Annotated in this window: 16 protein-coding genes, 3 pseudogenes and 1 CRISPR repeat array; of the genes and pseudogenes, 9 read left to right on the top strand and 10 right to left on the bottom strand. The window is 68.6% G+C overall.

Translation table 11 applies throughout. From position 1 onward, the window contains the following. Nucleotides 1–5: 5 nt before the first annotated feature. From OG710_RS26020 to pcaDC, 6 genes are all read right to left on the bottom strand, one after another. Nucleotides 6–917: a glutamate ABC transporter substrate-binding protein gene (locus OG710_RS26020; RefSeq protein WP_330241486.1), complete on the bottom strand. Its 912-nt coding sequence runs from the start codon at nt 915–917 to the stop codon at nt 6–8. Between the two features lie 14 nt (nt 918–931). Beyond that, nucleotides 932–1,675, bottom strand: coding sequence for an amino acid ABC transporter ATP-binding protein (locus OG710_RS26015; RefSeq protein WP_330241485.1), 744 nt, complete (start codon nt 1,673–1,675; stop codon nt 932–934). A 145-nt stretch (nt 1,676–1,820) separates the two neighbouring features. Then, nucleotides 1,821–2,261 carry a DUF6278 family protein gene (locus OG710_RS26010; protein WP_330241484.1) on the bottom strand — a complete coding sequence of 147 codons (441 nt, stop codon included), beginning with the start codon at nt 2,259–2,261 and terminating at the stop codon, nt 1,821–1,823. 61 nt (nt 2,262–2,322) lie between these two features. Beyond that, nucleotides 2,323–3,102 carry an exodeoxyribonuclease III gene (locus OG710_RS26005; RefSeq protein ID WP_111339094.1) on the bottom strand — a complete coding sequence of 260 codons (780 nt, stop codon included), beginning with the start codon at nt 3,100–3,102 and terminating at the stop codon, nt 2,323–2,325. 47 nt (nt 3,103–3,149) lie between these two features. Then, on the bottom strand, nt 3,150–3,830 hold the full coding sequence (locus OG710_RS26000) for an MBL fold metallo-hydrolase (protein WP_111339093.1): 681 nt from the start codon (nt 3,828–3,830) through the stop codon (nt 3,150–3,152). Nucleotides 3,831–3,842: 12 nt separating this feature from the next. After that, nucleotides 3,843–5,117 (bottom strand): bifunctional 3-oxoadipate enol-lactonase/4-carboxymuconolactone decarboxylase PcaDC, encoded by a 1,275-nt coding sequence (pcaDC, locus tag OG710_RS25995; protein ID WP_330241483.1) that lies wholly within the window; start codon nt 5,115–5,117, stop codon nt 3,843–3,845. A gap of 55 nt (nt 5,118–5,172) precedes the next feature. Here pcaDC and OG710_RS25990 point away from each other — a divergent pair. The 3 genes and pseudogenes from OG710_RS25990 to OG710_RS25980 form a co-directional block, all read left to right on the top strand. Further along, nucleotides 5,173–5,441 (top strand): annotated as a pseudogene (locus OG710_RS25990) (TraM recognition domain-containing protein); the annotation flags it as partial. 506 nt (nt 5,442–5,947) lie between these two features. Further along, on the top strand, nt 5,948–8,812 hold the full coding sequence (gene cas3 / locus OG710_RS25985; protein WP_330241482.1) for a CRISPR-associated helicase Cas3': 2,865 nt from the start codon (nt 5,948–5,950) through the stop codon (nt 8,810–8,812). Between the two features lie 442 nt (nt 8,813–9,254). Continuing rightward, nucleotides 9,255–9,425 (top strand): annotated as a pseudogene (locus OG710_RS25980) (hypothetical protein); the annotation flags it as partial. 166 nt (nt 9,426–9,591) lie between these two features. Further along, nucleotides 9,592–10,778: direct repeats of the CRISPR family, unit length 29 nt; unit sequence GTCCTCTCCGCGCGAGCGGAGGTGAGCCG. 137 nt (nt 10,779–10,915) lie between these two features. Here the strand turns inward: OG710_RS25980 and OG710_RS25975 are convergent. The 3 genes and pseudogenes from OG710_RS25975 to istA all read right to left on the bottom strand — a co-directional run bounded on the left by OG710_RS25975 (nt 10,916) and on the right by istA (nt 13,898). Next, nucleotides 10,916–11,359, bottom strand: a complete 444-nt coding sequence (locus tag OG710_RS25975; protein ID WP_330242344.1) for a GNAT family N-acetyltransferase — start codon at nt 11,357–11,359, stop codon at nt 10,916–10,918. Nucleotides 11,360–11,465: 106 nt separating this feature from the next. After that, the gene (gene istB / locus OG710_RS25970) at nt 11,466–12,263 is read right to left on the bottom strand and encodes an IS21-like element helper ATPase IstB (protein ID WP_330241481.1); all 798 of its coding nucleotides are present in this window, start codon (nt 12,261–12,263) and stop codon (nt 11,466–11,468) included. Continuing rightward, nucleotides 12,260–13,898: pseudogene (istA, locus tag OG710_RS25965) on the bottom strand (IS21 family transposase). The gene istB and the pseudogene istA overlap by 4 nt, the downstream one beginning before the upstream one ends. A 255-nt stretch (nt 13,899–14,153) precedes the next feature. Here istA and OG710_RS25960 point away from each other — a divergent pair. From OG710_RS25960 to OG710_RS25945, 4 genes are all read left to right on the top strand, one after another. After that, nucleotides 14,154–14,363 (top strand): hypothetical protein, encoded by a 210-nt coding sequence (locus OG710_RS25960; protein WP_330241480.1) that lies wholly within the window; start codon nt 14,154–14,156, stop codon nt 14,361–14,363. Nucleotides 14,364–14,424: 61 nt separating this feature from the next. Further along, nucleotides 14,425–15,012 carry a transposase gene (locus tag OG710_RS25955; RefSeq protein WP_330241479.1) on the top strand — a complete coding sequence of 196 codons (588 nt, stop codon included), beginning with the start codon at nt 14,425–14,427 and terminating at the stop codon, nt 15,010–15,012. Nucleotides 15,013–15,074: 62 nt separating this feature from the next. After that, a complete protein-coding gene (locus OG710_RS25950; protein ID WP_330241478.1) occupies nt 15,075–15,494 on the top strand; it encodes a DUF4259 domain-containing protein in 420 nt (139 codons plus the stop codon). A gap of 470 nt (nt 15,495–15,964) precedes the next feature. Then, nucleotides 15,965–17,023, top strand: a complete 1,059-nt coding sequence (locus OG710_RS25945; protein WP_330241477.1) for an NAD(P)-dependent oxidoreductase — start codon at nt 15,965–15,967, stop codon at nt 17,021–17,023. Between the two features lie 79 nt (nt 17,024–17,102). On the opposite strand, the gene OG710_RS25940 is transcribed toward OG710_RS25945, so the two are convergent. Further along, a complete protein-coding gene (locus tag OG710_RS25940; RefSeq protein ID WP_330241476.1) occupies nt 17,103–17,972 on the bottom strand; it encodes an IS5 family transposase in 870 nt (289 codons plus the stop codon). 826 nt (nt 17,973–18,798) lie between these two features. Between OG710_RS25940 and casA the strand changes: the two genes are divergently transcribed. Both casA and OG710_RS25930 read left to right on the top strand, forming a co-directional pair. Next, nucleotides 18,799–20,412, top strand: a complete 1,614-nt coding sequence (gene casA, locus OG710_RS25935; protein ID WP_330241475.1) for a type I-E CRISPR-associated protein Cse1/CasA — start codon at nt 18,799–18,801, stop codon at nt 20,410–20,412. Beyond that, nucleotides 20,409–21,155: a type I-E CRISPR-associated protein Cse2/CasB gene (locus tag OG710_RS25930; protein ID WP_330241474.1), complete on the top strand. Its 747-nt coding sequence runs from the start codon at nt 20,409–20,411 to the stop codon at nt 21,153–21,155. Before casA ends, OG710_RS25930 begins: the two co-directional genes overlap by 4 nt. Nucleotides 21,156–21,160: the final 5 nt, after the last annotated feature.

Below are 21,160 nucleotides of genomic sequence, written 5' to 3'. Positions count from 1 at the left end.
TCCTCTCAGTTCGCCGGGTAGCGGTCGATGGGCGGCGGCTCGGGCGCGGGCGCGCCGGACAGGCCGAGCGTCGCCTCGAACGCCTTCTTCCAGTTGCCGTTCTTCTCGTTGGCCTCCAGCGCGTCGTCGAGTGCGAGGCGCAGCGCGTTGTCGACGCGCGGCACGCCGATGCCGTACGGCTCCTCGGAGAACGGTTTGCCGACGACCTTCATCTCGTCGGGTGCCTTGGCGGCGAAGCCGAGCAGGATCGCGTCGTCGGTGGTGACGACGTCCACCTGGTACGTCAGCAGGTTGTCGACGCAGATGGAGTAGGTGTCGTACGCGACGAGCTCCGCCTTCGGGTAGTCGGCGGCGATCCGCTGGTACGGGGTGGAGCCCGCGGCCGAGCAGACGGTCTTGCCGGCCAGGTCCTGGGGGCCGTGGATGTCGTTCTCGTCGGTGCGCACGAGGAGTCCCTGGCCGGCCATGTAGTACGGGCCGGCGAAGCCGACGAGCTTCTTGCGCATGTCGTTGATGGTGTAGGTGCCGACGTAGTAGTCGATCTGCCCGTTCTGCAGGGCCGTCTCGCGGTTGGCGGAGGCGATCGTGCGGAAGCGGATCGTGTCGGGGGCGAAGCCGAGGGAGGCCGACAGCATGCGGGCGATCTCGATGTCGAAGCCCGAGTAGACGCCGGTCGCGGGGTCCTTCTCGCCCAGGTAGGGCTGGTCCTCCTTGGCGCCCACCCGCAGATAGCCGCGCTTCTCGGCGTTCCGCCAGGTTCGGGAGTCCGGCAGCCGGAAGTCCGTGTCCACCTGGTAGACGGGCAGTTGGTCGGCCTTGGGGCCCTTGACCGGCGGGCTGCCCTCCTTGCCGCATCCGGCGGCGAGGACGGCGAGCAGCAGACCGGCGCAGGCGGCCAGTGCTTTTGTCGTACGCAACTCCGGGCCTCCCGTCAGTGCTTGAGGATCTTGGACAGGAAGTCCTTGGCCCGGTCGCTCTCCGGGGCGGTGAAGAAGTCCTCCGGAGTGCGGTCCTCGACGACGCAGCCGTCGGCCATGAACACCACGCGGTTGGCGGCGGAGCGGGCGAAGCCCATCTCATGGGTGACGACGACCATCGTCATGCCCTCGCGGGCGAGCTGCCGCATCACTTCCAGGACCTCGTTGATCATTTCCGGGTCGAGTGCCGAGGTCGGCTCGTCGAACAGGAGCGCCTTGGGGTCCATGGCGAGGGCGCGGGCGATGGCGACGCGCTGCTGCTGGCCGCCGGAGAGCTGGGCGGGGAACTTGTCGGCGTGGGCGCCGAGCCCGACCCGGTCCAGCAGCTCGCGGGAGCGCTGGTCCGCCTCGTCCTTCTTGCGCTTGCGGACCTTGATCTGGGCCAGCGAGACGTTGGCGAGCACGCTCTTGTGGGCGAAGAGGTTGAACGACTGGAAGACCATGCCGACTTCGGCCCTCAGCTGGGCCAGTCCCCGCCCCTCCTCGGGGAGGGGCTGCCCGTCGATGGTGATGTGGCCCGACTCGATCGTCTCCAGCCGGTTGATCGTCCGGCAGAGCGTCGACTTGCCGGAGCCGGACGGGCCGATGACCACCACCACCTCCCCGCGGCCGACGGTGAGATTGATGTTCTGCAGGACGTGCAACTTCCCGTAGTACTTGTTGACGTCTCGCAGCTCGATCAACGGATCGACGGCCATGCGCTGCCCTACCCACTTGTCGCTCGGTCGAGGTCAGCGCAAACTAACCAGCCCGGCAAGGGACTTCCCGACCGACACGCACCAATGGTGCATAAGGCGTTTTATCTCTTCGGATGGCCGGCCGGTGGTCCGTCAGGTGTACGGGTCAGCCCTCGGCGGACTCCGCGTACACCTGGGACAGCTCGGGGCTGCCGGAGATCGCCCAGTCCAGCCCCGCTTCCACGACGTCGATCTCGCGGCCGGAGGCGAGCCGGACGACGGGCTGGCCGCTCGGCCAGATGTGCCAGTGCGCCCCGGCGACATTGCGCACCAGCACCGTGCCGAGGTAGAGGCCCGCGTCGTTGCCCAGCCAGGGCAGCTCCTCGGGGTCGTCGCGCCAGCGCGGCGGCAGCTGGTCCAGCTCCTCCAACGAGGCGGGACTGTCGTCCAGTTCGATGCCGCGCTCCCCCACCCGGACCCGGAGCAGCTCGCACTCGGCGAGCAGCGCGGCCACGCCCTCCGGATCGGCGTCGGCGACGCCCGCGAGCCCCGTCCGCCGCGCCGCGCCGTGACGCTTACGCCAGTTGTCCAGGAAAGGGATGTTCATACCGCTCAGAATCGCATCCCGGTCCGCCCGCGCACCACAGGGCGCGCGGGCCGCGGGCGGCTCAGAGATCGAGGTCGACCACCACGGGGGCGTGGTCGGAGGCCCCCTTGCCCTTGCGTTCCTCGCGGTCCACATAGCTGTCGCCCACGGCGGCGGTGAAGGGGGCGTTGCCGTAGACGAGGTCGATGCGCATGCCCTTGTTCTTGGGGAAGCGCAGCTCGCGGTAGTCCCAGAAGGTGTAGGGGCGGTCGTACTTCAGGGGGCGGGGCATCACATCGGACAGGCCCTCGGCGCGCAGCGCGGCCAGCGCCTCGCGCTCGGCGGGCGTGACATGCGTGGCCCCCTCGAACAGGGCCGGGTCCCAGACGTCCTCGTCGGTCGGGGCGACGTTGAAGTCGCCGAGCACGGCGAAGGGGGCCGGGCCCGCGGCGTCGGCGGCGACCGCCTTGCGCAGCGCCTCCAGCCAGCGCAGCTTGTACGCGTAGTGCTCGTGGGCGACCTCGCGGCCGTTGGGCACGTACACCGACCAGAGCCGCACCGGGCCGCAGGTCGCGCTGATCGCGCGGGGCTCCTGCGCGGTCTCGTACGCCGGTCCGTCCGGCAGTCCGAGGACGATGTCGGACAGGCCGACGCGGGAGAGCAGCGCCACGCCGTTCCACCGGCCGGTGGCGTTGACCGCGGACTCGTAGCCGGCCTCGCGGAGCGCGTCCGCCGGGAACTGCTCGGCGGTGCACTTGGTCTCCTGGACGCACAGCACGTCCGTGCCGCTGCTCTCCAGCCAGGCCAGCAGCCTCGGCAGACGGGCGGTGATCGAGTTGACGTTCCAGGTCGCGATGCGCATGTACGTAAACCTAACGCCTGCCACTGACAGCCGCCGGGGCGGCGGTGTCAGAGGGCCGTCGAGTCGCCCGGCGTCATCCTGCCGTGGTCGGCGCCGCCCAGTTCGCCGATCTGCCGGTCGTAGATCGGCCGTGCCAGGTCGGTGAGCAGCGCGTCGTGGATGTCGATCGCGCGCCGCGGCTTCACCTCGCGGACGTAGTCGATGACCTCGGAGATCTTGTTCCACGGGGCCATCACGGGCAGCATCAGCGTGTCCACGGCCCGGCCGGGCACGGTGAGGGCGTCGCCGGGGTGGAAGACCTGGCCGTCGACGAGGAAGCCGATGTTGGTGACGCGCGGGATGTCGGGGTGGATGACGGCGTGGAGTTCGCCGTGCACCTCGATGTCGAACCCTGCGGCCGTGATCGTGTCGCCGTCGCCCACGGTGTGCACGCGCCCGGGAAAGGCCGCGCTCAGCCGGTCGGCGACGCTGCGCAGGGTCCAGATCTCGGCGGCCGGGTCGGCCTCCATCCCGGCCCGCAGCCGTCCCTCGTCGAAGTGGTCGGGGTGCTCGTGCGTCACGAGGATCACCCGGGCGCCGATGGCGGCGTCCCGCTCCGAGAAGCCGCCCGGATCGATGACGAGCGCGCGCCCGTCCTTCTCCAGGCGGATGCAGGAGTGCGACTGCTTGGTCAGCGTGAGCGCGGACGGCCCCGGGCGCTCCGTGTTCTCGGCGTGCTGGATGCTCATGCGTCCATCCTGCTACGCGGGCGGCGTCGTTTCCGCCCGAATCACCGACTGCGCGATCGTGAAGGCGGCGCTCGCGGCCGGAATCCCGCAGTAGACGGCCGTCTGCATCAGCACCTCCCGGATCTCGGCCGGGGTGAGGCCGTTGCGCAGGGCGGCCCTGGTGTGCGCGGCCAGGCTCTCCAGCCGGCCGGAGGCCACCAGCGCGGTGAGCGTGACGGTGCTGCGGGTGCGCCGGTCCAACCCGTCACGGCTCCACACCTCGCCCCAGGCGTACCGGGTGACGAGTTCCTGGAAGTCGCCGGCGAAGTCGTCGGCATCGGCCAGTGCCGCGTCCACCTGGGCGTCGCCGAGGACCTCGCGGCGCAGCCGCATGCCGGGCTCGTACGGGTCGGGCCGCCCGCCGGGCGGGGCGTCGGGGGCCTGCACGGCGGCGATCTCCGCGACGGGCTGCACGGGGGCGGTGAGCCGGGGCACGGAGTCGGGCATGGGGATGGCCGCCTGGGTGTCCTGCCAGGCGGTGGAGAAGTGGGTGAGGAGGAGGTCGGTGACCGCGCCGGGCTGCTCGACGGGGGCGAGGTGGGAGGCGCCGGGCACCAGGGCGAGCCGGGCGTCCGGGATGCCCGCGACCAGGGTCCGCGCGTCGCCGGGACCGGTGACCTGGTCCTCCGCCCCGACCAGGACGAGGGTGGGGACCGGGATGCGGCTCAGTTCCGTACGGATGTCGAAGGCGGCCAGGGCCTCGCAGGCGGCGATGTAGCACCCCGGATCGGTGGTGCGCACCATCTGTACGGCCCACTCGACGATGGCGGGCTGCGCGGCGGCGTACGCGGGCGTGAACCAGCGCTCGGGCGCGGTGCGGGCCATGGGCTCCAGGCCGTTGGTGCGGACGATGACCCCGCGCTGCCGGAACTCGTCGGCGCTGCCGAACCGGGCCGAGGACGCCACCAGGGCGAGCGCGGCGACCCGGTGCGGCTGCCGCAGCGCGAGGTCGGCTCCGATCGCGCCGCCGATCGAGCACCCCACGTACCCGAACCGCTGCACCCCGACACCGTCGAGCGTGGCCAGCAGCCGGTCGCCCAGTTCCGACACGGCGGCAGCGGGCCGGGCGGGCGCGCCACCGTGACCGGGGAGGTCGTAGCGGAAGACTCTCCAGTGCCGGGTGAGCTCGGGTATCTGCCGATCCCACATGTGCCAGGTGGTACCGAGCGAGGGCCCGATGACCAGGACGGGGGCGTCTTCGGGGCCGTCGAAGCGGTATTGCAGGGTGTTCGGTGGTGTCTCACTCACGCCCTGCACCCTCTCACGTCTCACCTCCAGTCCTGCCTCCAGGACCGGAGGTATCGGGGACACGGGCTTGGACTCGATGTGGAGCGTGGCCACCATCAAGATCATCGGTTCCGGTATCGACGATGCTGCATTCGCGGACCGGCTCAGCCGCCTCATCGGCGACCACGGCACAGGGATCACCTCCACGTTCCGGCCGAAGCCGGGAAGTCGTCCTCGGTCAGCATGCGCCAGGAAAAAATCCTTCCCCGATGCCATCCGTGCACTACCCAAAAGACCGCGCTGTGCTTCGCGACCGGAATGCACGCCGCGATACTCCACCTGAAGGCCGCGTGGCCAGGCGTCTGAACATCGCACCGGCCGGCGACCTCACAGGGCAATACGCCTGCGGGCACGTCAAGGCCAGTACCTACCCTTGTGGGCCGGCACGACATCCGCTACCGCGAGGAGTGCGTGCGGATCGCCACTCTCCGAGACCTGAAGACCGAGGCCCTTGCAGAGCGTGCCCCGAACTCAACACCTTCTCCCCACGTGCCCGGAGCACTGGACGGCCGCGTCCGTCTGGCCACAGCGGGCAGCACCGCTCTGCCCGCGCGGACGGCCCAGCTTGGTGCGCTTGCTGCGCAACTCCCGAATCGGCTCACCTCCGCTCGCGCGGAGTGGACCCTTCGCCCCCTGCCCGTACGAAAAGCCGTTTGCCTGGAATGACGGCGCATCATGCTCTCTCTCGCAGACATCGCGCAGCGAGTGTACGGCCCATCCCTTGCGCCACCCGCTGTTGTGTGGATTTGGGCCCGCTGTCACTGGGGGGTGCTATCTCAGTGTTCGTGGATATGAGCGATATGGCAGGTGCCCTGGGGGGCTGTCCTTTGGAAGCGCGGATGTGGGGGAAGGAACGCGGGCTGCCTCGGCCGTACCCGGTGATCTGTCATCTGCTGGATACGGGTGCCGTGTTCGGAGAGCTCTGGGATGTCGTCCTGAGCCGGGAGACCCGGGAGGCGGTGGCAAGCGCGCTTGGTCTGAGTGTGTCGGAGGCACGCGTGGTGGTTTCCTTCTGGGCCGCGTTGCACGACATCGGCAAGATCACTCCTCCGTTCCAGGCGCAGGTGCCCAGTTGCTACGAACTGTTGCGCGCGGACGCCGCTTACGCGAGCGCGCCTGGTGCGGAGCAGGAGAAGCAGTTCCGTCACGAGATCGCCTCCCATTGGTCCCTGTTCCAGTTGCTCGAAGAGGCTGGCTATCCGGGTGACCGGCGTCGGATGCACCGTGCAGTGAGCCAGCAGGTCGCACAGCTCCTGGGCGGTCACCATGGTTCGTTCGGAGCGGTACTGAAGTCCAAGGAGGTGGCGCAGGCCAGTGCGTACAACGCCGGTCTGGGCGGGGCTGGATGGGCGGATCAGCGGCAGGCGCACTTTGCGGAAGTACAGCGGGTGATGGGAGCCTTTGCGGTTCCTGCCGGGGGGCTTACGGCCGGACTGGCCGTGATCGTGGCCGGGTTGGTGGTGGTCGCCGACTGGCTGGCGAGCCAGACTTCGGCCATCAAGGCTCGCCTGCCGGCCTCCGGCTGGTCAGGCACGCCGGCGCAGGTGGATGCGCACTGGCAAGGTGCGTTGCGGGCTGCGCCGAAGCTCGTGGGTTCGGCGCGGCTGGGGAGGGCGCGGTTTTCTTCGCAGGATTTTGCGGCCATGTTCCCCTTTGAGCCGAACAGTCTGCAGCGGGATCTCGCCGAGTATCTTCCCCGTTTGGTTCGTGAGCACGGTCCTGGGCTGGTGCTGGTGACGGCTCCGACCGGTGACGGGAAAACCGAGGGGGCCTTGTTCGCCGCCTCGGTATTGGGGCGCGCGGCAGGGTGCCGGGGACTGTATTTCGCGCTGCCGACGATGGGTACGGCGGATGCGATGCTGCCCCGTGTGGAGGCTTTCGCTTCCCAGGCGTTGTCCGGGGAGCGGGCGTTGATGCTGCTGCACTCCATGGCCTGGCTGAGTTCGCCGGGCAGTGGGGAGGGGGGCGTGTCCAGTGATGTTGTTGGGCAGGCTGATGTTGTGAGTGCGGGCGCGTCGACGGTTGTGGAGGCGGATGCGTGGTTGCGCGGTCCGAAGCGCGGCCTGCTCGCTCCGCTGGGTGTCGGCACCATCGACCAGGCGCTGAGCGCGGTGCTGCCCCTGCGCTACAACTTTCTGCGGCTGTTCGGCCTGTCGGACAAGGTGTTCGTCGTGGATGAAGCCCACGCCTACGGGCCATGGATGCACCAGCTGCTCCTTCGGTTGCTGGAATGGCTGGGAGCGATGCGCGCGCCGGTCGTGCTGTTGTCGGCCACGCTGACGGGGCGTTCGGCCGGTTCCCTGGTGGACGCCTACCGGCGCGGTGCCGGGTTCTACGAGCCGTCTGCTGTGGCTCCGCGCTATCCGGGCTGGTTGTTCGCGAGCGGAGGCTCGGGTGAGGTCTCGGCTGTCCGGGGCACGCTGAGCAATAGGGCCAGGACGCTGATGGTGTCCCGCAGGCTGGTGTCGTGGGACACGACGGAGCCGGTTGGCTCGCGGGTCCGCGAGGGCGGGCGTAGAGCGGCACTTCGCGAGGTGCTGGCCCCGGTCGCCGAGGTGGGTGGTACGGCACTGGTGTGCTGTACGACCGTGGCCGAGGCCCAGCAGACGTATAAAGACCTCCGGGCGGCTTTCCCCGAGCTTGCCGCGCGCCCGGGTGGGCTGCGGCTGCTTCATTCCCGGTACCCGGCAGACGTACGGGCATCGATCACAGCCGATTGTGAGCGGGCCTACGGCAAGCCGGTCCCGTCCGACGAGCCGGTCGCGGTGCGTCCGGCGTCCGTGCTGGTGGCGACACAGGTGGTCGAGCAGTCACTGGACCTGGATTTCGATCTGGTGGTGTCGGACCTGGCGCCGCTGGCGCAGCTGTTGCAACGTGCGGGCCGTGCACGCCGTCACGCCAGAGGTGGGTTGGGGCGCCCAGCGTGGGCTGCCACCGAGGACGAGCCGGTGCTTGTGGTGCTCGATCCCCTGCCGGAAGAGCAGGGCGCCTCGGTGCCTCGTTCGTGGGGCACCGTCTACGACGCGTCGCTGCTTCGTCGCACCTCGCGGCTGCTTGAGGAACTCGCCGGGCAGGGGATCGCGGTGCCGGATGATGTGCAGCGGCTGGTGGATGCGGTGTACGACGAGGACTTCGTCGACAAAGCGGACGAGGCGGTTCGTGCGGAACTGGCCCGGCTCGACGAGGAGCGTCTGGCCCGTGAGGCGGCCGAACGGCACATGGCTGCCTGGACGGGGATCTGCGCACCGGCTGACGTCCGCGGGGATCTGAGCAAGCTGTCACTTCGGGAGGCCGGAGTGAGCGAAGAGCTGCTCACGACCCGGCTCGGTGCTGATACCGGTCAGGTGCTCTGCCTCTACGAACAGCCCGGCGGCGCATTCACCCTCGACCCCGAAGGCAGCCTCCCGGCGCCGACCGGGGGCCGCGACGGGCTGACGGCGATCCAGTTGGCCGACGTCGCACGACGCGTCGCTCCCGTGCCGGGGCGCTGGCTGCGTGACGAGGTGGCCGACAGTGCAGTTCCCAAGAGTTGGGGAACGCATCCTTCGCTGCGCGGGCTCGTCTTGCTGCGGATGACTCCCACCGATGGCAGATGGAGCTGTCGGCACGGGCGTTCGACGCTCTCGATTTCCGAGGTCGGCCTCGAGACCGAGTAATCTTCACATCCTGATCACTTGCCTTGCATGCTTGGACTACGTTTCAGGTGAGGCGTTCGCGCTCCAGGCAAGCGGCACCAAGACTGCCTGTGGCTGGTTCGGCCTGCTGTGCCCGGCACGGCCGGCCGACCGCTCCGCTCCTCCCCACGCCTGAACGACGACAGGACACATTCATGCCGACGGGCGCCTACAACCTGATCGACGAACCGTGCATCCCCGTACGCTGGAAACCCGACACCCCACCGGCCGGCACGGTAGCCGGGCTCCCCTACCGGGCCAGATCCCGCGAACTCCCGCTGCGCAAGTACGACATCGAGCCCTTCGCCGTCGCCGACACCCCCGCGCACGCGGCTCCGTTCCGGGTCCTGTACGCAATCACCGCAGACCGCCGACCTGACCGAACAAAGTCCGGCAGGCGACTGAGAGGAGCACCGGCGACAACGTGCTGGGCGAAGGCCGGCTTCAGGGCCGTCCAACCCAGCAACTCCTCAACCCGAGCCGCACCTACGAGACACCCTCACCCGCCGGCCCCCTCCAAGTCCCCCTCGGGCTTTACGTCAGCACCGTCTCCACACGAGTCCGCGACAAACTATGGGCAGCCGTCACCGCCTGCACCCACGACGGCCTCGCCCACCCCGCCGACAACGAACAGGGCTTCCAGCTACACAGCAGGAACCCGACGCCGCGAACCCCTCGACTTCAACGGCCTCACCCTGATCACCTTCAAACGCAAAAGCCAAGAAACGGCAAAGCCCCTCTAACAGGCCAGGTCAAAGAGGGTCCTCTCCGCGCGAGCGGAGGTGAGCCGGAGCACGACCCATGCATGACGGTACATCCGCTGTCCTCTCCGCGCGAGCGGAGGTGAGCCGACCCGCGCGCCGGGACCGCGCCGGTTAGGCACGTCCTCTCCGCGCGAGCGGAGGTGAGCCGTCACCGAGGCCGTCCGCATCACCTCCGGCCCGGTCCTCTCCGCGCGAGCGGAGGTGAGCCGGACCCGGCGTCGGCCCTGATGGTGTCGCTGGCGTCCTCTCCGCGCGAGCGGAGGTGAGCCGTACAGCTCCTACCGCACTCTGATCCTCCCGCCGTCCTCTCCGCGCGAGCGGAGGTGAGCCGGTCGTGGTCGTCGCCCGGTAGCTGCGATGGCTGTCCTCTCCACGCGAGCGGAGGTGAGCCGTCGGCGTCGACCGGCCTGCAGTCGGTCCTCGAGTCCTCTCCGCGCGAGCGGAGGTGAGCCGCACAGCGGGTCCGTCCTGGCGGAGGTCAAGGAGTCCTCTCCGCGCGAGCGGAGGTGAGCCGTTCTCCGTCGTCCGGGACTGGGCACAGGACCGGTCCTCTCCGCGCGAGCGGAGGTGAGCCGACGCCATCGACTCCACCGGCAGCGGCGCCGCGGTCCTCTCCGCGCGAGCGGAGGTGAGCCGATCGCGGAGCTGCGAGCGGACAACGAGCAGCTGTCCTCTCCGCGCGAGCGGAGGTGAGCCGTGGTAGCTCTCCTTCGTCGAGAAGACCTTGTGGTCCTCTCCGCGCGAGCGGAGGTGAGCCGGTCTCCATCTGCCACAGCGCGCCGGCCTTCGCGTCCTCTCCGCGCGAGCGGAGGTGAGCCGGAGTTGCTCAAGCACGGGCCGCCTCCTCCGTCGTCCTCTCCGCGCGAGCGGAGGTGAGCCGGGCGGGTGCTCCGTCCACGCCTGCTACTGCCGGTCCTCTCCGCGCGAGCGGAGGTGAGCCGCTGGAGCGCAATCGGCCGACGGACACGCCGAGGTTCTCTCCGCGCGAGCGGAGGTGAGCCGGGCCCGCTGGCCACCGAACGACAGGTCGAGTAGTCCTCTCCGCGCGAGCGGAGGTGAGCCGGACGCGTACAGGGCGGCGGCGCCCGCGATGAGGTCCTCTCCGCGCGAGCGGAGGTGAGCCGCCCGCGTCCGTTTTTGCTCGGGCCGGGACTGGTCCTCTCCGTGCGAGCGGAGGTGAGCCGTCGAGCAGATCCTCGGCGCGGTCGTCCTGGCGGTCCTTTGGTCCCGTCTGGGACGTGTCACGGCCGGCACTCATCACCGGGATGGGGTGCTCAGTGAGGGTGGACGTGTCTGCGCTGTGGCAGGGAAGGGCGAATCTTTATGGCGTCATGTCACGCAGGTCAGGGCGGTTCCGGGGCAGCCCGAAGCCCGCCATCTGCTTCTCCTCATAGGACAGGAAGCCAAGGCTCCGGTAAAACGCGTGATTGCGCTGGCCTTCCGGTGACGACTCGTGGTCTGTGGAGAGGAGGAAGAAACGGCAGTGCGAGTAGCGCTGCATGAGGTGCTCGACCAGGGCCCGGCCGACGCCCTGCCGGTGATGCGCTGGGCTGACCACGACGTCCTGGACATAGCAGATGTGTTCGTCGTCGGAGACGGTCCGGGCCAGTCCGAGGAGCGTTCCTGAACCGTCTCGTGCGGTGATGACCAGGTGAGAGTTCCGCAGGCCGCGGGAGAGCTTGTCGACGTCGGCGGTGTAGCCTTCCCAGCCGACCGAGTCGTAGAGGCTCAGCATCTCATCAGGATCGAAAACGTCCTCTTCCATGATGAACACGCCAAACCCCCTGCGGCTGGGCCGCTTCTCGATGCCGACTTCTCACCGCATCTGACTTCACGCTCGTCAGCCACGTCAAGATCGGCAACAGTTGGCCTCAGCCAGCCTGGGCGGGTTGTTCGGTCCGTGCTCGGGTGCTGGCGAGGTGGTAGGAGTCGGTTCCGGTCTCGATGATGGTGCCGTTGAAGGTCAGTCGGTCGACGATGGCCGCGCAGAGGCGGGAGTCGGTGAAGGTCTTGGTCCAGCCTCCGAAGGACTCGTTGGAAGCGATCGCGACGCTGTTCTTCTCCTCGCGTTCGGTCAGTACTTGGAAGAGGAGCTCGGCGCCATGCCGGTCGAGTTCCATGTATCCGAGTTCGTCGATGCAGAGCAGATCGACACGGCCGTAGCGGGCGATCGTCTTGTTCAGCTGCTTCTCGTCCGCGGCCTCGACCAGCTCATTGACCAGCTTCGTCGCGAGCGTGTAGCGCACTTGGTAGCCCTTCATCGCGGCCTCGGTGCCCAGAGCGATGAGCATGTGGGACTTGCCGGTGCCGGAGTCGCCGATCAGGCAGAGCGGTTGACTCTTCTTGATCCACTCGCAGCTGGCGAGCGTGTGGATGGTGGCAGCGTCGATGTTCGGGTTGGCGTCGAAGTCGAAGGAACGCAGGGACTTCTCCCGCGGGAAGCCAGCTGCTTTGATCCGCCTCTCCGACCTGCGGCGGGCCCGGTCGTCGCACTCGGCCATCAGCAGCTCGGCGAGGAAGCCGCGGTAGGTCGTCTGGTCCTTCATCGCCCGGTCGGCGATGTCGGAGAACTCGTTGCGGATCGACCGCAGCCGCAGCGAGCGGCAGGCGGAGTCGATCGCGGCGTCGGCGGCCTGCTCGGTCAACCCTCGCTGTCGGGGCATGGTCACTTCGCTTCTCCCTCACGGTGGCCGCTGCCGCTGGTGCGGCGGCGTCGGAGCAACTGGTCGTAGTGAGACACCGAGGGCAGCGGCCTGGTGTCCGGCGGAAGATGCGCCAGGCGCCACTCGTGCAGCGACGTCACTGTCCCAGACGGCTGGCCGAGGGCCCGGGGCATCCGGTGCGGGCTCGGTCTCCGCCTGGGCGGCCTTGCGGGCCTCCAGCGCGACCGCGTCCGCGGTCAGGGCCCCAGCCCGCAGGGCTGCGGCCAGGCCGGCGACGACATGTTCGTGCGGCATGTGGCGTCCGAGCAGCAGCACCTCGATGAGCGCGCGGGTGCCGTCCCACTCGTCGTGGATCTTCACGGCCTGGGTCCACCAGGCGTCGTGCACCGGGGTGAACTTGCTGGCCGAACGGGCCTGTTCGAAAAACAGTCGAGCCGGGGAAGGCGCCGGGCTTGCGGACCACGACCTCCAGGTAGTGGTCCAGGTCCAGGCGGACGGCGCCTTTGGCGATCAACCGCTCGTGCCGGGCCACTTCCACGTTCTGGTCGTAAACCACCAGGTGAGAGGCGTGAAGGATGACCCGCACGCGCTTGCCGATCAGCCGGATGGGGACCGAGTAGCGGTTCGTGCGGACCGGAATCTGGCCGTAGCGGTCGACCCGAGGGGTTAACAGCCGCCCGGTCTCGAACGGTTCCTCCGGCAACGGCATCAGCAGCGGTCGTTCGAGCGCGAAGTCCTCGGCGATGGTCCGGGACCTGGAGCCGATCCGGCGGGCGTCGTCCTGCCGGTCCCACTGCTCGCCATCTCGTTCAGCTCGGCGAGCGAGGACACCTCGGGGACCGGGACGAAGTGGTTGCGCCGGAAGTATCCGATCTGGCCCTCGACGCCGCCCTTCTCGTGGGCGCCCTCGATGCCCGGGCGGCAGTAGAAGCTCTCGATGCCGTAGTGCGACTTGAAAGCGATCCACCGGTCCGCCTCCACCCTCGCCCGGCTCAGCCCGAGCACGCGGGCGACAGCGGCCTTGAGGTTGTCGTAGCGGACCTTGGTCCGCGGGACCCCGCCCAGCGTCCGCAGCGCGTAGACGTGGCCTTCGAAGAACGCCTCCTGGCCGCAGGAGGCGAACACGCGGTGGACGGCCTTGCCCGAATACGACAGGCGGAAGGAGAAGAGATAGCAGGTCACCAGCTCGCCGGCGAGGCGAATCGTGACGTCGCCGAAGTCGACCTCCGCCTCGTGACCGGGCTGGTGGGTCTGCGGGACGAACGCCTCCAGCGGGGCCTTGCCCGACTCGACCAGGACCTCGGGCTTCCGGGCCGCGACGTAGTAGCGGACCATCCCATAGGAGACGTCGGCGCCGTGTTCCTCGACCAGCCGGTGGAAGATGCGGGTGACCGTGTGCCGCTGCTTGCGCGGCGCGTCCAGGTCCGCCCGCAGGATCTCGTCGATCACCGGCTTGTGGCGGTCCACTCCGGTCGGCCGCGGCGGCAGCTTCTTACGCGGCTCCGGCCAGGACGAGTCCAACGACTTCCGCACCGTCCGCCACGTCACGCCGTGCTTACGCTCAAGCTCCCGCATCGATATGCCGCCACGGTGGTCACGCCGGATCGCCGCGTACAGCTCGACCTTCGACAGCCGCGGCATGACCAGCACCTTTCACCAGGAGCATCCCGATGCTGCCCTGGCAAGAACCCCGGTGCCTCCCAAACTCGTCCACATCACCCATCCGTGGAACATGGCGCCTCCCAAACCCATCGACAAGCGACGTCACTACTGCGGCTCTGGTCCACTTTCTGTGGGCGCGTACGCAGGGGGTGACTGTCGATCTTTGTGTCATGGCGGTTGAGTTCGCCCGAAAATCGCTGGGCTGGATGGTGGTGTGGTCGACAGTCCTTCGCCGTGAACGAAGTGCTGTCGCAGCTGGATGAGCTGCTGTTCTCGTCGGTCGAGGGCGTGTTGGTGGAATCGGTCGAGGTGTCCGAGGCGGTCGTCCGGGTTGAGGCCCGTACGACTGCGGGACGGGCGGCCTGTCCGCGAAGCACGCCACCATCCACGCTCTCCTCGCCGCCGGTCACAGCAAGCGGTCCGTCGCCCGGCAGCTCGGCATGACCCTCAACACGATCTTGCGCTTCTCCCGCGCCACGACTCCGGAGGAGATGTTCACCGGGCAGTGGCAAAGCCGTGCGACCAGACTCGACGACTACAAGCCTTACCTCGATCAGCGCTGGCAGGAAGGCTGCACCAACGCCTGGAAACTCTGGGAGGAGTCAAGGAACAGGGCTATCCACGCGGATACGCAAGCGTCCGCGACTACGTCAGCAGGACCCTTCGCGGCAAGCCCCAACAGGTCGGCCCACGGCCGCCATCCGCCCGCGTCGTCACCCGCTGGATCCTCACGCACCCCGAGGCGCTACCCGAAGGTGACAGACTTCAGCTCAAAGCCGTCCTGGCCAACTGCCCCGAGCTGACGGCACTTGCCGAACACGTGTGCTCTTTCGCCCACATGCTCAAGCACCTGGACGGCGACCAGCTCCCCGAATGGATCGAAGCAGCCAGCGCCACCACCGAACTGCCCAGCCTCCGCCACTTCGCTCAGCACCTCCTGCGCGATCTCGAAGCTGTCACCGCCGGTCTCACCCTGCCCTGGAACTCCGGCGTGGTGGAGGGCCATGTCAACCGGATCAAAATGCTCAAGCGACAGATGTTCGGCCGCGCGGGATTCGCCTTGCTTCGTAAACGAGTCCTCCTGGCCACCTGAGCGCGTGTCAGTGTCTGCTGGAATGCTGGTTCCGTCCGCGAGAGCGATACCAGGAGCCGTACATGGGGACGTGGGGAACAGGCCCATTCGACAGCGATCTCGCTGCCGACTTCGTCGATGAACTCGAGGGACTGACTTCTCAGAAGGTCATCGAAGTGCTCGAGCGAGCATTCCAGCGAGTCACGGATTCCGGAGCACGCGTGGATGGCGGCGACGGCACCGAAGCGGTCGCCGCCGCGGCTCTCGTTGCCAGCACCATCCCGGGCAGCAGGATTGTGATCGACCCTGATGACGGACCCAGAGAACCTCTGCCGCAGCTTCCGCCGGCTCTCCGCTCGTCAGCCGTGCTCGCTCTGCAACGTGTACTCCAAGACGGATCGGAACTGCTGACCGGCTGGGTGGACAGTGCCGACGCCGCTCAGTGGCGCCACGAAGTCCAACAGATCGCGGAAGCCCTGGGACCGATTGATCACGAACAGTAACCGCGCCACACGAAGTGGACCAGAGCCACTACTGCTCGATAAAGCCAGTCTGGCGGTTCAACAAGGTCTCTGCCCCATGCTGGCAACTGGTGACTACGGAGTTCATCCTCGACCGGATGTGCCCGCCTCGATGAGCGGGTGGTGGCCGCCTTGCCATTCACCATTCGAACAGCAATGGGCTCGGTCAGCGTCAAACTGGTCGTGGCCAGCCAGCACGGCGATTTGGTTCAACTGCCTCACCGACGCCGGTGTGACCTTACTGGTCGACCTGACTCAGGACCATTGCGCCGATTGCAAAGGCTGCACCGCCACCGAAGGGTGCAAGGGCAACACGATCGGCTCCGTCGACTCACCTCCGCCCGCGCAGTAAGAGCTTCCGCCAGTAAGGGCGGGATCGGGCTGGGTATGGGGTCTCTCGGTGACCGTTCCCTCGACCGCAGTAAGGTCCACGCAGGGGAAAGGGGGGCCACATGGAGCGGGCACGAGTCCTGTTGCTGGATGCGGCTCCTGGCGAGTTGCTTGGTCGGGAACTGGAGTGTCTGCTTGGCCACGGGCTGGCCGTCACGCTGAACCTTCGGCGGGTAGCCGATCGCGCCGGGGCGCGGGCCGCATGGGCGGGCCGGGTGGACTTCACTGATTTCGATGCTTTCGACGAGTCCGCGCTACTCGCAGAGACTGTCCGGGACGGAATCGGTTACCATGCGGTCAAGTCTCGTGCCGGTGTGCCACTGCGCGCGGCGTTCCTCGCGGCGGCGACGAACGCGAAGCTGGCGAACAGGCTTCGCGTGATCGGCCGGGCCGGGGCGGGTACCGATCACGTCGAGTTGGCGGCCGCGGCCCGTCACGGGGTTGCTGTCACCCATACCCCGGGGTCCAACGCGAATGCGGTCGCCGAGTTCGCTCTCGCCCAGCTCCTCGCCCTGACCCGGGATCTCCCGGCACACAACGAGGCCGCGCACCGTGGCAGTTGGTGTGCACCGGCCGCACCGGTGGTAGAGCTGTCGGAGTTGACCCTGGGCATCGTCGGACTCGGGCGGGTCGGCCTGGCACTGGCCGCGCGGGCGACCGCCCTGGGCATGGAGGTCCAGGGCCTTTCGCGGCGACCACCCGAGTCGTCGGTGCCTCGGCCCCGTTCCCTCACCGAGCTGCTGGCGACCAGTGACGTGGTTTCCCTGCACCTGCCGCTCACTCCGCAGACCCGAGGACTGATCGGTCGGGCGGAGCTTGCGCTGATGCGTCCGGGGTCGATCCTGCTGAACACAGCCCGGGGTGGGATCGTTGACGAGCAGGCGCTGGCCGATGCGCTGCGCGACCCCGCACACTCGCTCATGGCAGCCGCCATCGACACCTTCGAGCACGAGCATGCAGCCTTCGCCTCGCCGCTCTTCGGCCTGCCGAACGCCCTGCTCACCCCACATGTCGCCGGGATGACCAGGAACGCCATGGCCACGGCGGCCCTGCGCTGCGCGGACCACATCGCGGCCCTGCTTGCCAACCGTCCGGACGGCGTACCTGTGGTAACCACGTGAAGGTGGCCTCCACACGACCAGGCTCCTCGCTCACCGTGCCGAACAACCACCTGGCACCGTCTGCGTCCGCCGAGTGCGGTCATCGGATGCGGCGGCTTCGTAAGCGGGTGTCCCAGCCGTAGAGTGTCCAGGCTCGTCGGACAAGGCAGCGGACAGTGATGATGACGCTGGCCAGGGCGATGAAGAACTCGACTGTTATTCTTCGTCGCTCGGTGCAACGGCGGAGCTTGCCGAAGTTGTTCATCCAGGAGTTCGTGCGCTCGACCACCCAGCGCCCGCCGGCCTGGATCGGGGTCTTCGCGCCGCGCGGGGCGACCTTGCCGATAATTTGCCGGGTGTCGAGATGCTGGTGGACCATGCTGTAGTCGTAGCCGGCGTCCAGGCTCAGGCGCGGGTGCTCGGGTAGCGGCCCCAGAGTGACGTCCAGGGCAGCGAAGCGGTCGAGGGTCGCAGGCAGCAAGGTGTGGTCGCGCGTGTTCGCCGGTGCCGGGTCGGTGACCAGCGGTATGCCGTACCCGTCCGTCAACTGCGAGCGTTTCATGCCTAGTTTGGCCAGATCGACGGGACTCCTGCCAGCACACTCGCCGCCGGACGGCGCCTTGGAGATACAGCCGTCCGCGGACAGCTGGTCGAGTTCAAGGCCGATCATCCGGTCGTAGCTGGCGACTACGAGCACACGCAGGGTCTCCATCACGCGGGCGGCGATCCACTCGTCACGGCGGCGACGCAGCATGGTGGCCGAACAGTGCTCATCGGCGACGCGTTCGTATCCGCAGCCGGAGACCAGGACCTGCACCAGGCGGTCGAAGACCACGGCGTCGCTAATCCGCGGATCGTGGCAGCCCAGCGGGTGGCGGTCCTCGCGAACTGGCAGCAGGGCGAGGAACTGGTCGCGGATCGGGTCGAGAATGCATGACGGGACGGCAGGGACGGATCCCCCGGTGATCATGAAGCGTAGAGAACTACATGATCGGGCGAGCCGTGCCTGCCCTACTGCCGCCGCCCACCACGCCTACTGGCGGACGTTCTAAGCACGGCGCTACCCGTTCCAGAGTGAGCCGCCGGGCGGCTCACCTCCGCGCGCGCAGTAAGCACCTTTCGCCACCTGCCCTTACCCAGCCCCTTTATATTTCCTTTGCCATTCCGTCGCGCTTCGCGTCCTGTGCAGTCATCATCGCGCAGCGAGTGTACGGGCCATGCCAGGCTGCTCCCTCTGTTTGCCGGATTTGGCGCTGCTGTCAGTGGGGGCTGCTATCTCTGTGATCGTGAAGAAGAGCGGCGCAGAAGCCTTAGACCGTTGTGTTCTGGATGCGCGGATGCGGGGGAAGGAGCACGGGCCGACACGGACGTACTCGTTGACCTGTCATCTCATGGGCATCTGGGCGGCCTTACCCGGTCTTGCCGCGCGCGCCCTCGCGGGGTGAGGCCGCTTCGTTCCCGGCACCGGCGAGTGTCCAGGGGGCCACGACAGCCGACTGCGCAGGGGATCTCGGTACGCCGCACCCGGCCGACGCGCCGGCAGCGGTTCGTCCGGCATCCGCGCCGGCGGCGACGCAGGTGGTCGAGCAGTCACTGGTTCGAACTTGAACTCAAGTGATCTTCACGTTTTGATCACCTCTTGTACGTGCTTCGGCTACATTCCGAATGCGGCGCTCCGCACCCCGTGCAGGCGGGCGCGAAGGCTGCTTGGGCCGGCTCGGACAGCTGTGCCATGAACGGTCACGCCGACCTCTCTGCTCCTCCCCGCACTGTCTGAACGACGACAGGACATATCCATGCCGACGGGCACCTACAACCTGATCGACCAACCGTGCATCCCCGTACGTTGGAAACCCGACACCCCACCGGCCAGTTCGGCCGCCCGGCTCCCCGACCGGGTCGGATTCCGCGAACTCCTGCTGCGCAGCCACGACATCGAGACCCTGGCCATCGCCGACGCCCCCGCGCACGCGGCCCTGTTGCGGGTCCTGTACGCGATCACCGCGCGGGTCGCCGACCTGACCGAACAAGGTCCGGCGAGCGACTGGGACGAGCGCCGGCTGGATGTCCTGGACGAGGGCGGGCTTCAGGCGACGAAGGTCGACGCCTACTTCGCCCAGTTCGAGGACCGCTTCTTCTTGTTCGCCCCAGGCGGCCGGCCGTGGATGCAGGATCCCCGCCTCGTGGAGCAGTGTGATGCCTCGAAGACCGCGGGGGTCAACAAGCTTGTTGTTACCCGCCCCTCGGGTAACAACCACTCCTGGTTCCGGCACGACAGGGACACCGCGGCCGAGCCGCCCACCTCGTCCGAAGCCTTCCTCAACCTCCTGGTCTGGCACTACTACGGCCCCTCCGGGCGCTGTTCGGCCCGAGAGGTGAGCGGGGTCAAGAGCGCCAGCGCCACCGCTGGGCCGCTGCGGACGGCCCTGTCCTACCACCCCGAGGGCTCCTCCCTGTTCGAAACGCTGCTCGCCGGGCTCGTACCACCGGAGGCCAGTGTCCGTGGCGGGGAGGACCTGTGTCCGTGGGAGCAGGAAGAGCTGCCCGACCCCGACCGGCCGCCGCGCGCGTCGGCGGGGCCGCGTTCCCGGCACACCTGCCGATCCCAGCACGCACTACTCCTCGTCCCGGACGAGGACGGCACCCATGTACGCGACGCGTACATCACCTGGGCCTACCGCGGGGAGCGGATGCCGCGCGAGGACGACTACCTCATCTGGCAGACCAGTCAGCAGGGCAACCGCTACCCGCGGCCCGCCGACGCCGGCCGGGCCTTGTGGCGGGACCTGGACGCGCTCCTGCTCCGGAACCCGCCCGCTGGCAACGCGCACCCGCAGCAGCCGCGCGTCTTCCACAGCGCTGCGGAGGTTTCCGAGGACCTGCGGGTACGGGCGCTGGGCTTCGACCAGGAAGGCCAGGCCAAGGACACCCAGTTCATCGACGCGAGCACGCCGGCTGTGCTCGGATTCGCCGAAGCCAACGACGCCCGCACCGTCCCCGCCGTCGCCCGGCTGCGCCAGCTCGGAGAACTGTACGGTCGGCGCCTGGAGCGGGCAGTGAAGCGGGCCTGGGCCACGTATGTGAACGATGCCAAGGCCGACGGTGCTGCCTGGACAGCACAGGCCGGCGCGCGCTACTGGCCACGCGCCGAAGCGGAGTTCTGGGCACGCTTCCGTCTCCTGGACCGCACCGGCGGCATCCCGGACGGCGGCTTCGACCGGGTGGCCACCCGGCGGGCGTTCGTTCGTCTGGCCGAGCAGGCGTACGACACGGTCACCGCGCCGGTCACCCGGACGCTGCGCGGTGCGAAAGCCGTCTCGCAGGCCCGGGCCGAGCTCTACGGCGGACCACCGAAAAACCGAAGTGCCATGCCCGCCCCCCGTGACATGACCAAGGAGCCCACCGCATGACCATCACTCCCCCGCCAGCCACTACAGAGGCCACGGAATCGGCCGGCCCTGCGGCCCTGCCGATTCCGCGACAGAGCACGGGGGCCAATGCGGGGCGTTCACGCGCGTTCGCCAACTGGGTCGTCCAACTCTGCAAGGAAGACCCGGGTGCCCGTAGCGCGCTGCGCAGCGGGCTGCGCAAAGACCTCGACTCGGTCCGGCGCATGCACCGCTTGGTTGCGCCCTGGCTCCCGGATTCACGCTCCGCGGATGTGGAGCGGGCCTATTACGCAGTCGCTGCGATGATCGCCGCGCAGCCCCGCAGCGCCCTGAACTCGCCCGGCAAGGCTCCTGACATCCAACAGCAGCAGGATGCCGAGCAGGCCCCTGGCGGACGAGCCTGGCGGGGCACCAGCCTTGGGGCCGCGCTCGCCACCGCCGTGACCGAGGGGCCCGGCCGCGAAAAGGAGATGCGGGTGGGCACGGCGGAGAGCCGTCTGAACCTGCTCACCCGGCAGAGCGTCAACGGACTCCACCGGCACCTCCCCGCCACCGTCGGATACCTGTGCTCGGTGGGGGTGGACATCGACTGGGCCCAGCTCATCCACGATCTCAGCAACTGGCGCCGGCACTCCGGGCGTATCTCCCGCGCCTGGCTCCAGGACTTCTACCGCCAGCGGAACAGGGATCTGACGCGGCAGGCGGACCAGGCCGACGAGCAGGAACTGACCACCGACGCACCTCAGCCCCCTGAAGGGCCCTGACCTTC

Origin of the sequence: Streptomyces sp. NBC_00525 (genome assembly GCF_036346595.1) — a bacterium.
In the GTDB taxonomy this organism is placed as follows: Bacteria; Actinomycetota; Actinomycetes; order Streptomycetales; family Streptomycetaceae; genus Streptomyces.
This window is presented reverse-complemented; position numbering and strand designations above follow the sequence as displayed.

Bases quoted from the DNA above. Each gene is read 5' to 3' on its own strand.
- OG710_RS25945 (WP_330241477.1), top strand. From the start codon at position 15,965: ATGGAGCGGGCACGAGTCCTGTTGCTGGATGCGGCTCCTGGCGAGTTG.
- casA (WP_330241475.1), top strand. From the start codon at position 18,799: ATGCCGACGGGCACCTACAACCTGATCGACCAACCGTGCATCCCCGTA.
- cas3 (WP_330241482.1), top strand. From the start codon at position 5,948: ATGAGCGATATGGCAGGTGCCCTGGGGGGCTGTCCTTTGGAAGCGCGG.
- OG710_RS25930 (WP_330241474.1), top strand. From the start codon at position 20,409: ATGACCATCACTCCCCCGCCAGCCACTACAGAGGCCACGGAATCGGCC.
- OG710_RS26015 (WP_330241485.1), bottom strand. From the start codon at position 1,675: ATGGCCGTCGATCCGTTGATCGAGCTGCGAGACGTCAACAAGTACTAC.
- OG710_RS26000 (WP_111339093.1), bottom strand. From the start codon at position 3,830: ATGAGCATCCAGCACGCCGAGAACACGGAGCGCCCGGGGCCGTCCGCG.
- OG710_RS25940 (WP_330241476.1), bottom strand. From the start codon at position 17,972: ATGATCACCGGGGGATCCGTCCCTGCCGTCCCGTCATGCATTCTCGAC.
- OG710_RS25975 (WP_330242344.1), bottom strand. From the start codon at position 11,359: ATGGAAGAGGACGTTTTCGATCCTGATGAGATGCTGAGCCTCTACGAC.
- OG710_RS26005 (WP_111339094.1), bottom strand. From the start codon at position 3,102: ATGCGCATCGCGACCTGGAACGTCAACTCGATCACCGCCCGTCTGCCG.
- OG710_RS25950 (WP_330241478.1), top strand. From the start codon at position 15,075: ATGGGGACGTGGGGAACAGGCCCATTCGACAGCGATCTCGCTGCCGAC.
- OG710_RS26010 (WP_330241484.1), bottom strand. From the start codon at position 2,261: ATGAACATCCCTTTCCTGGACAACTGGCGTAAGCGTCACGGCGCGGCG.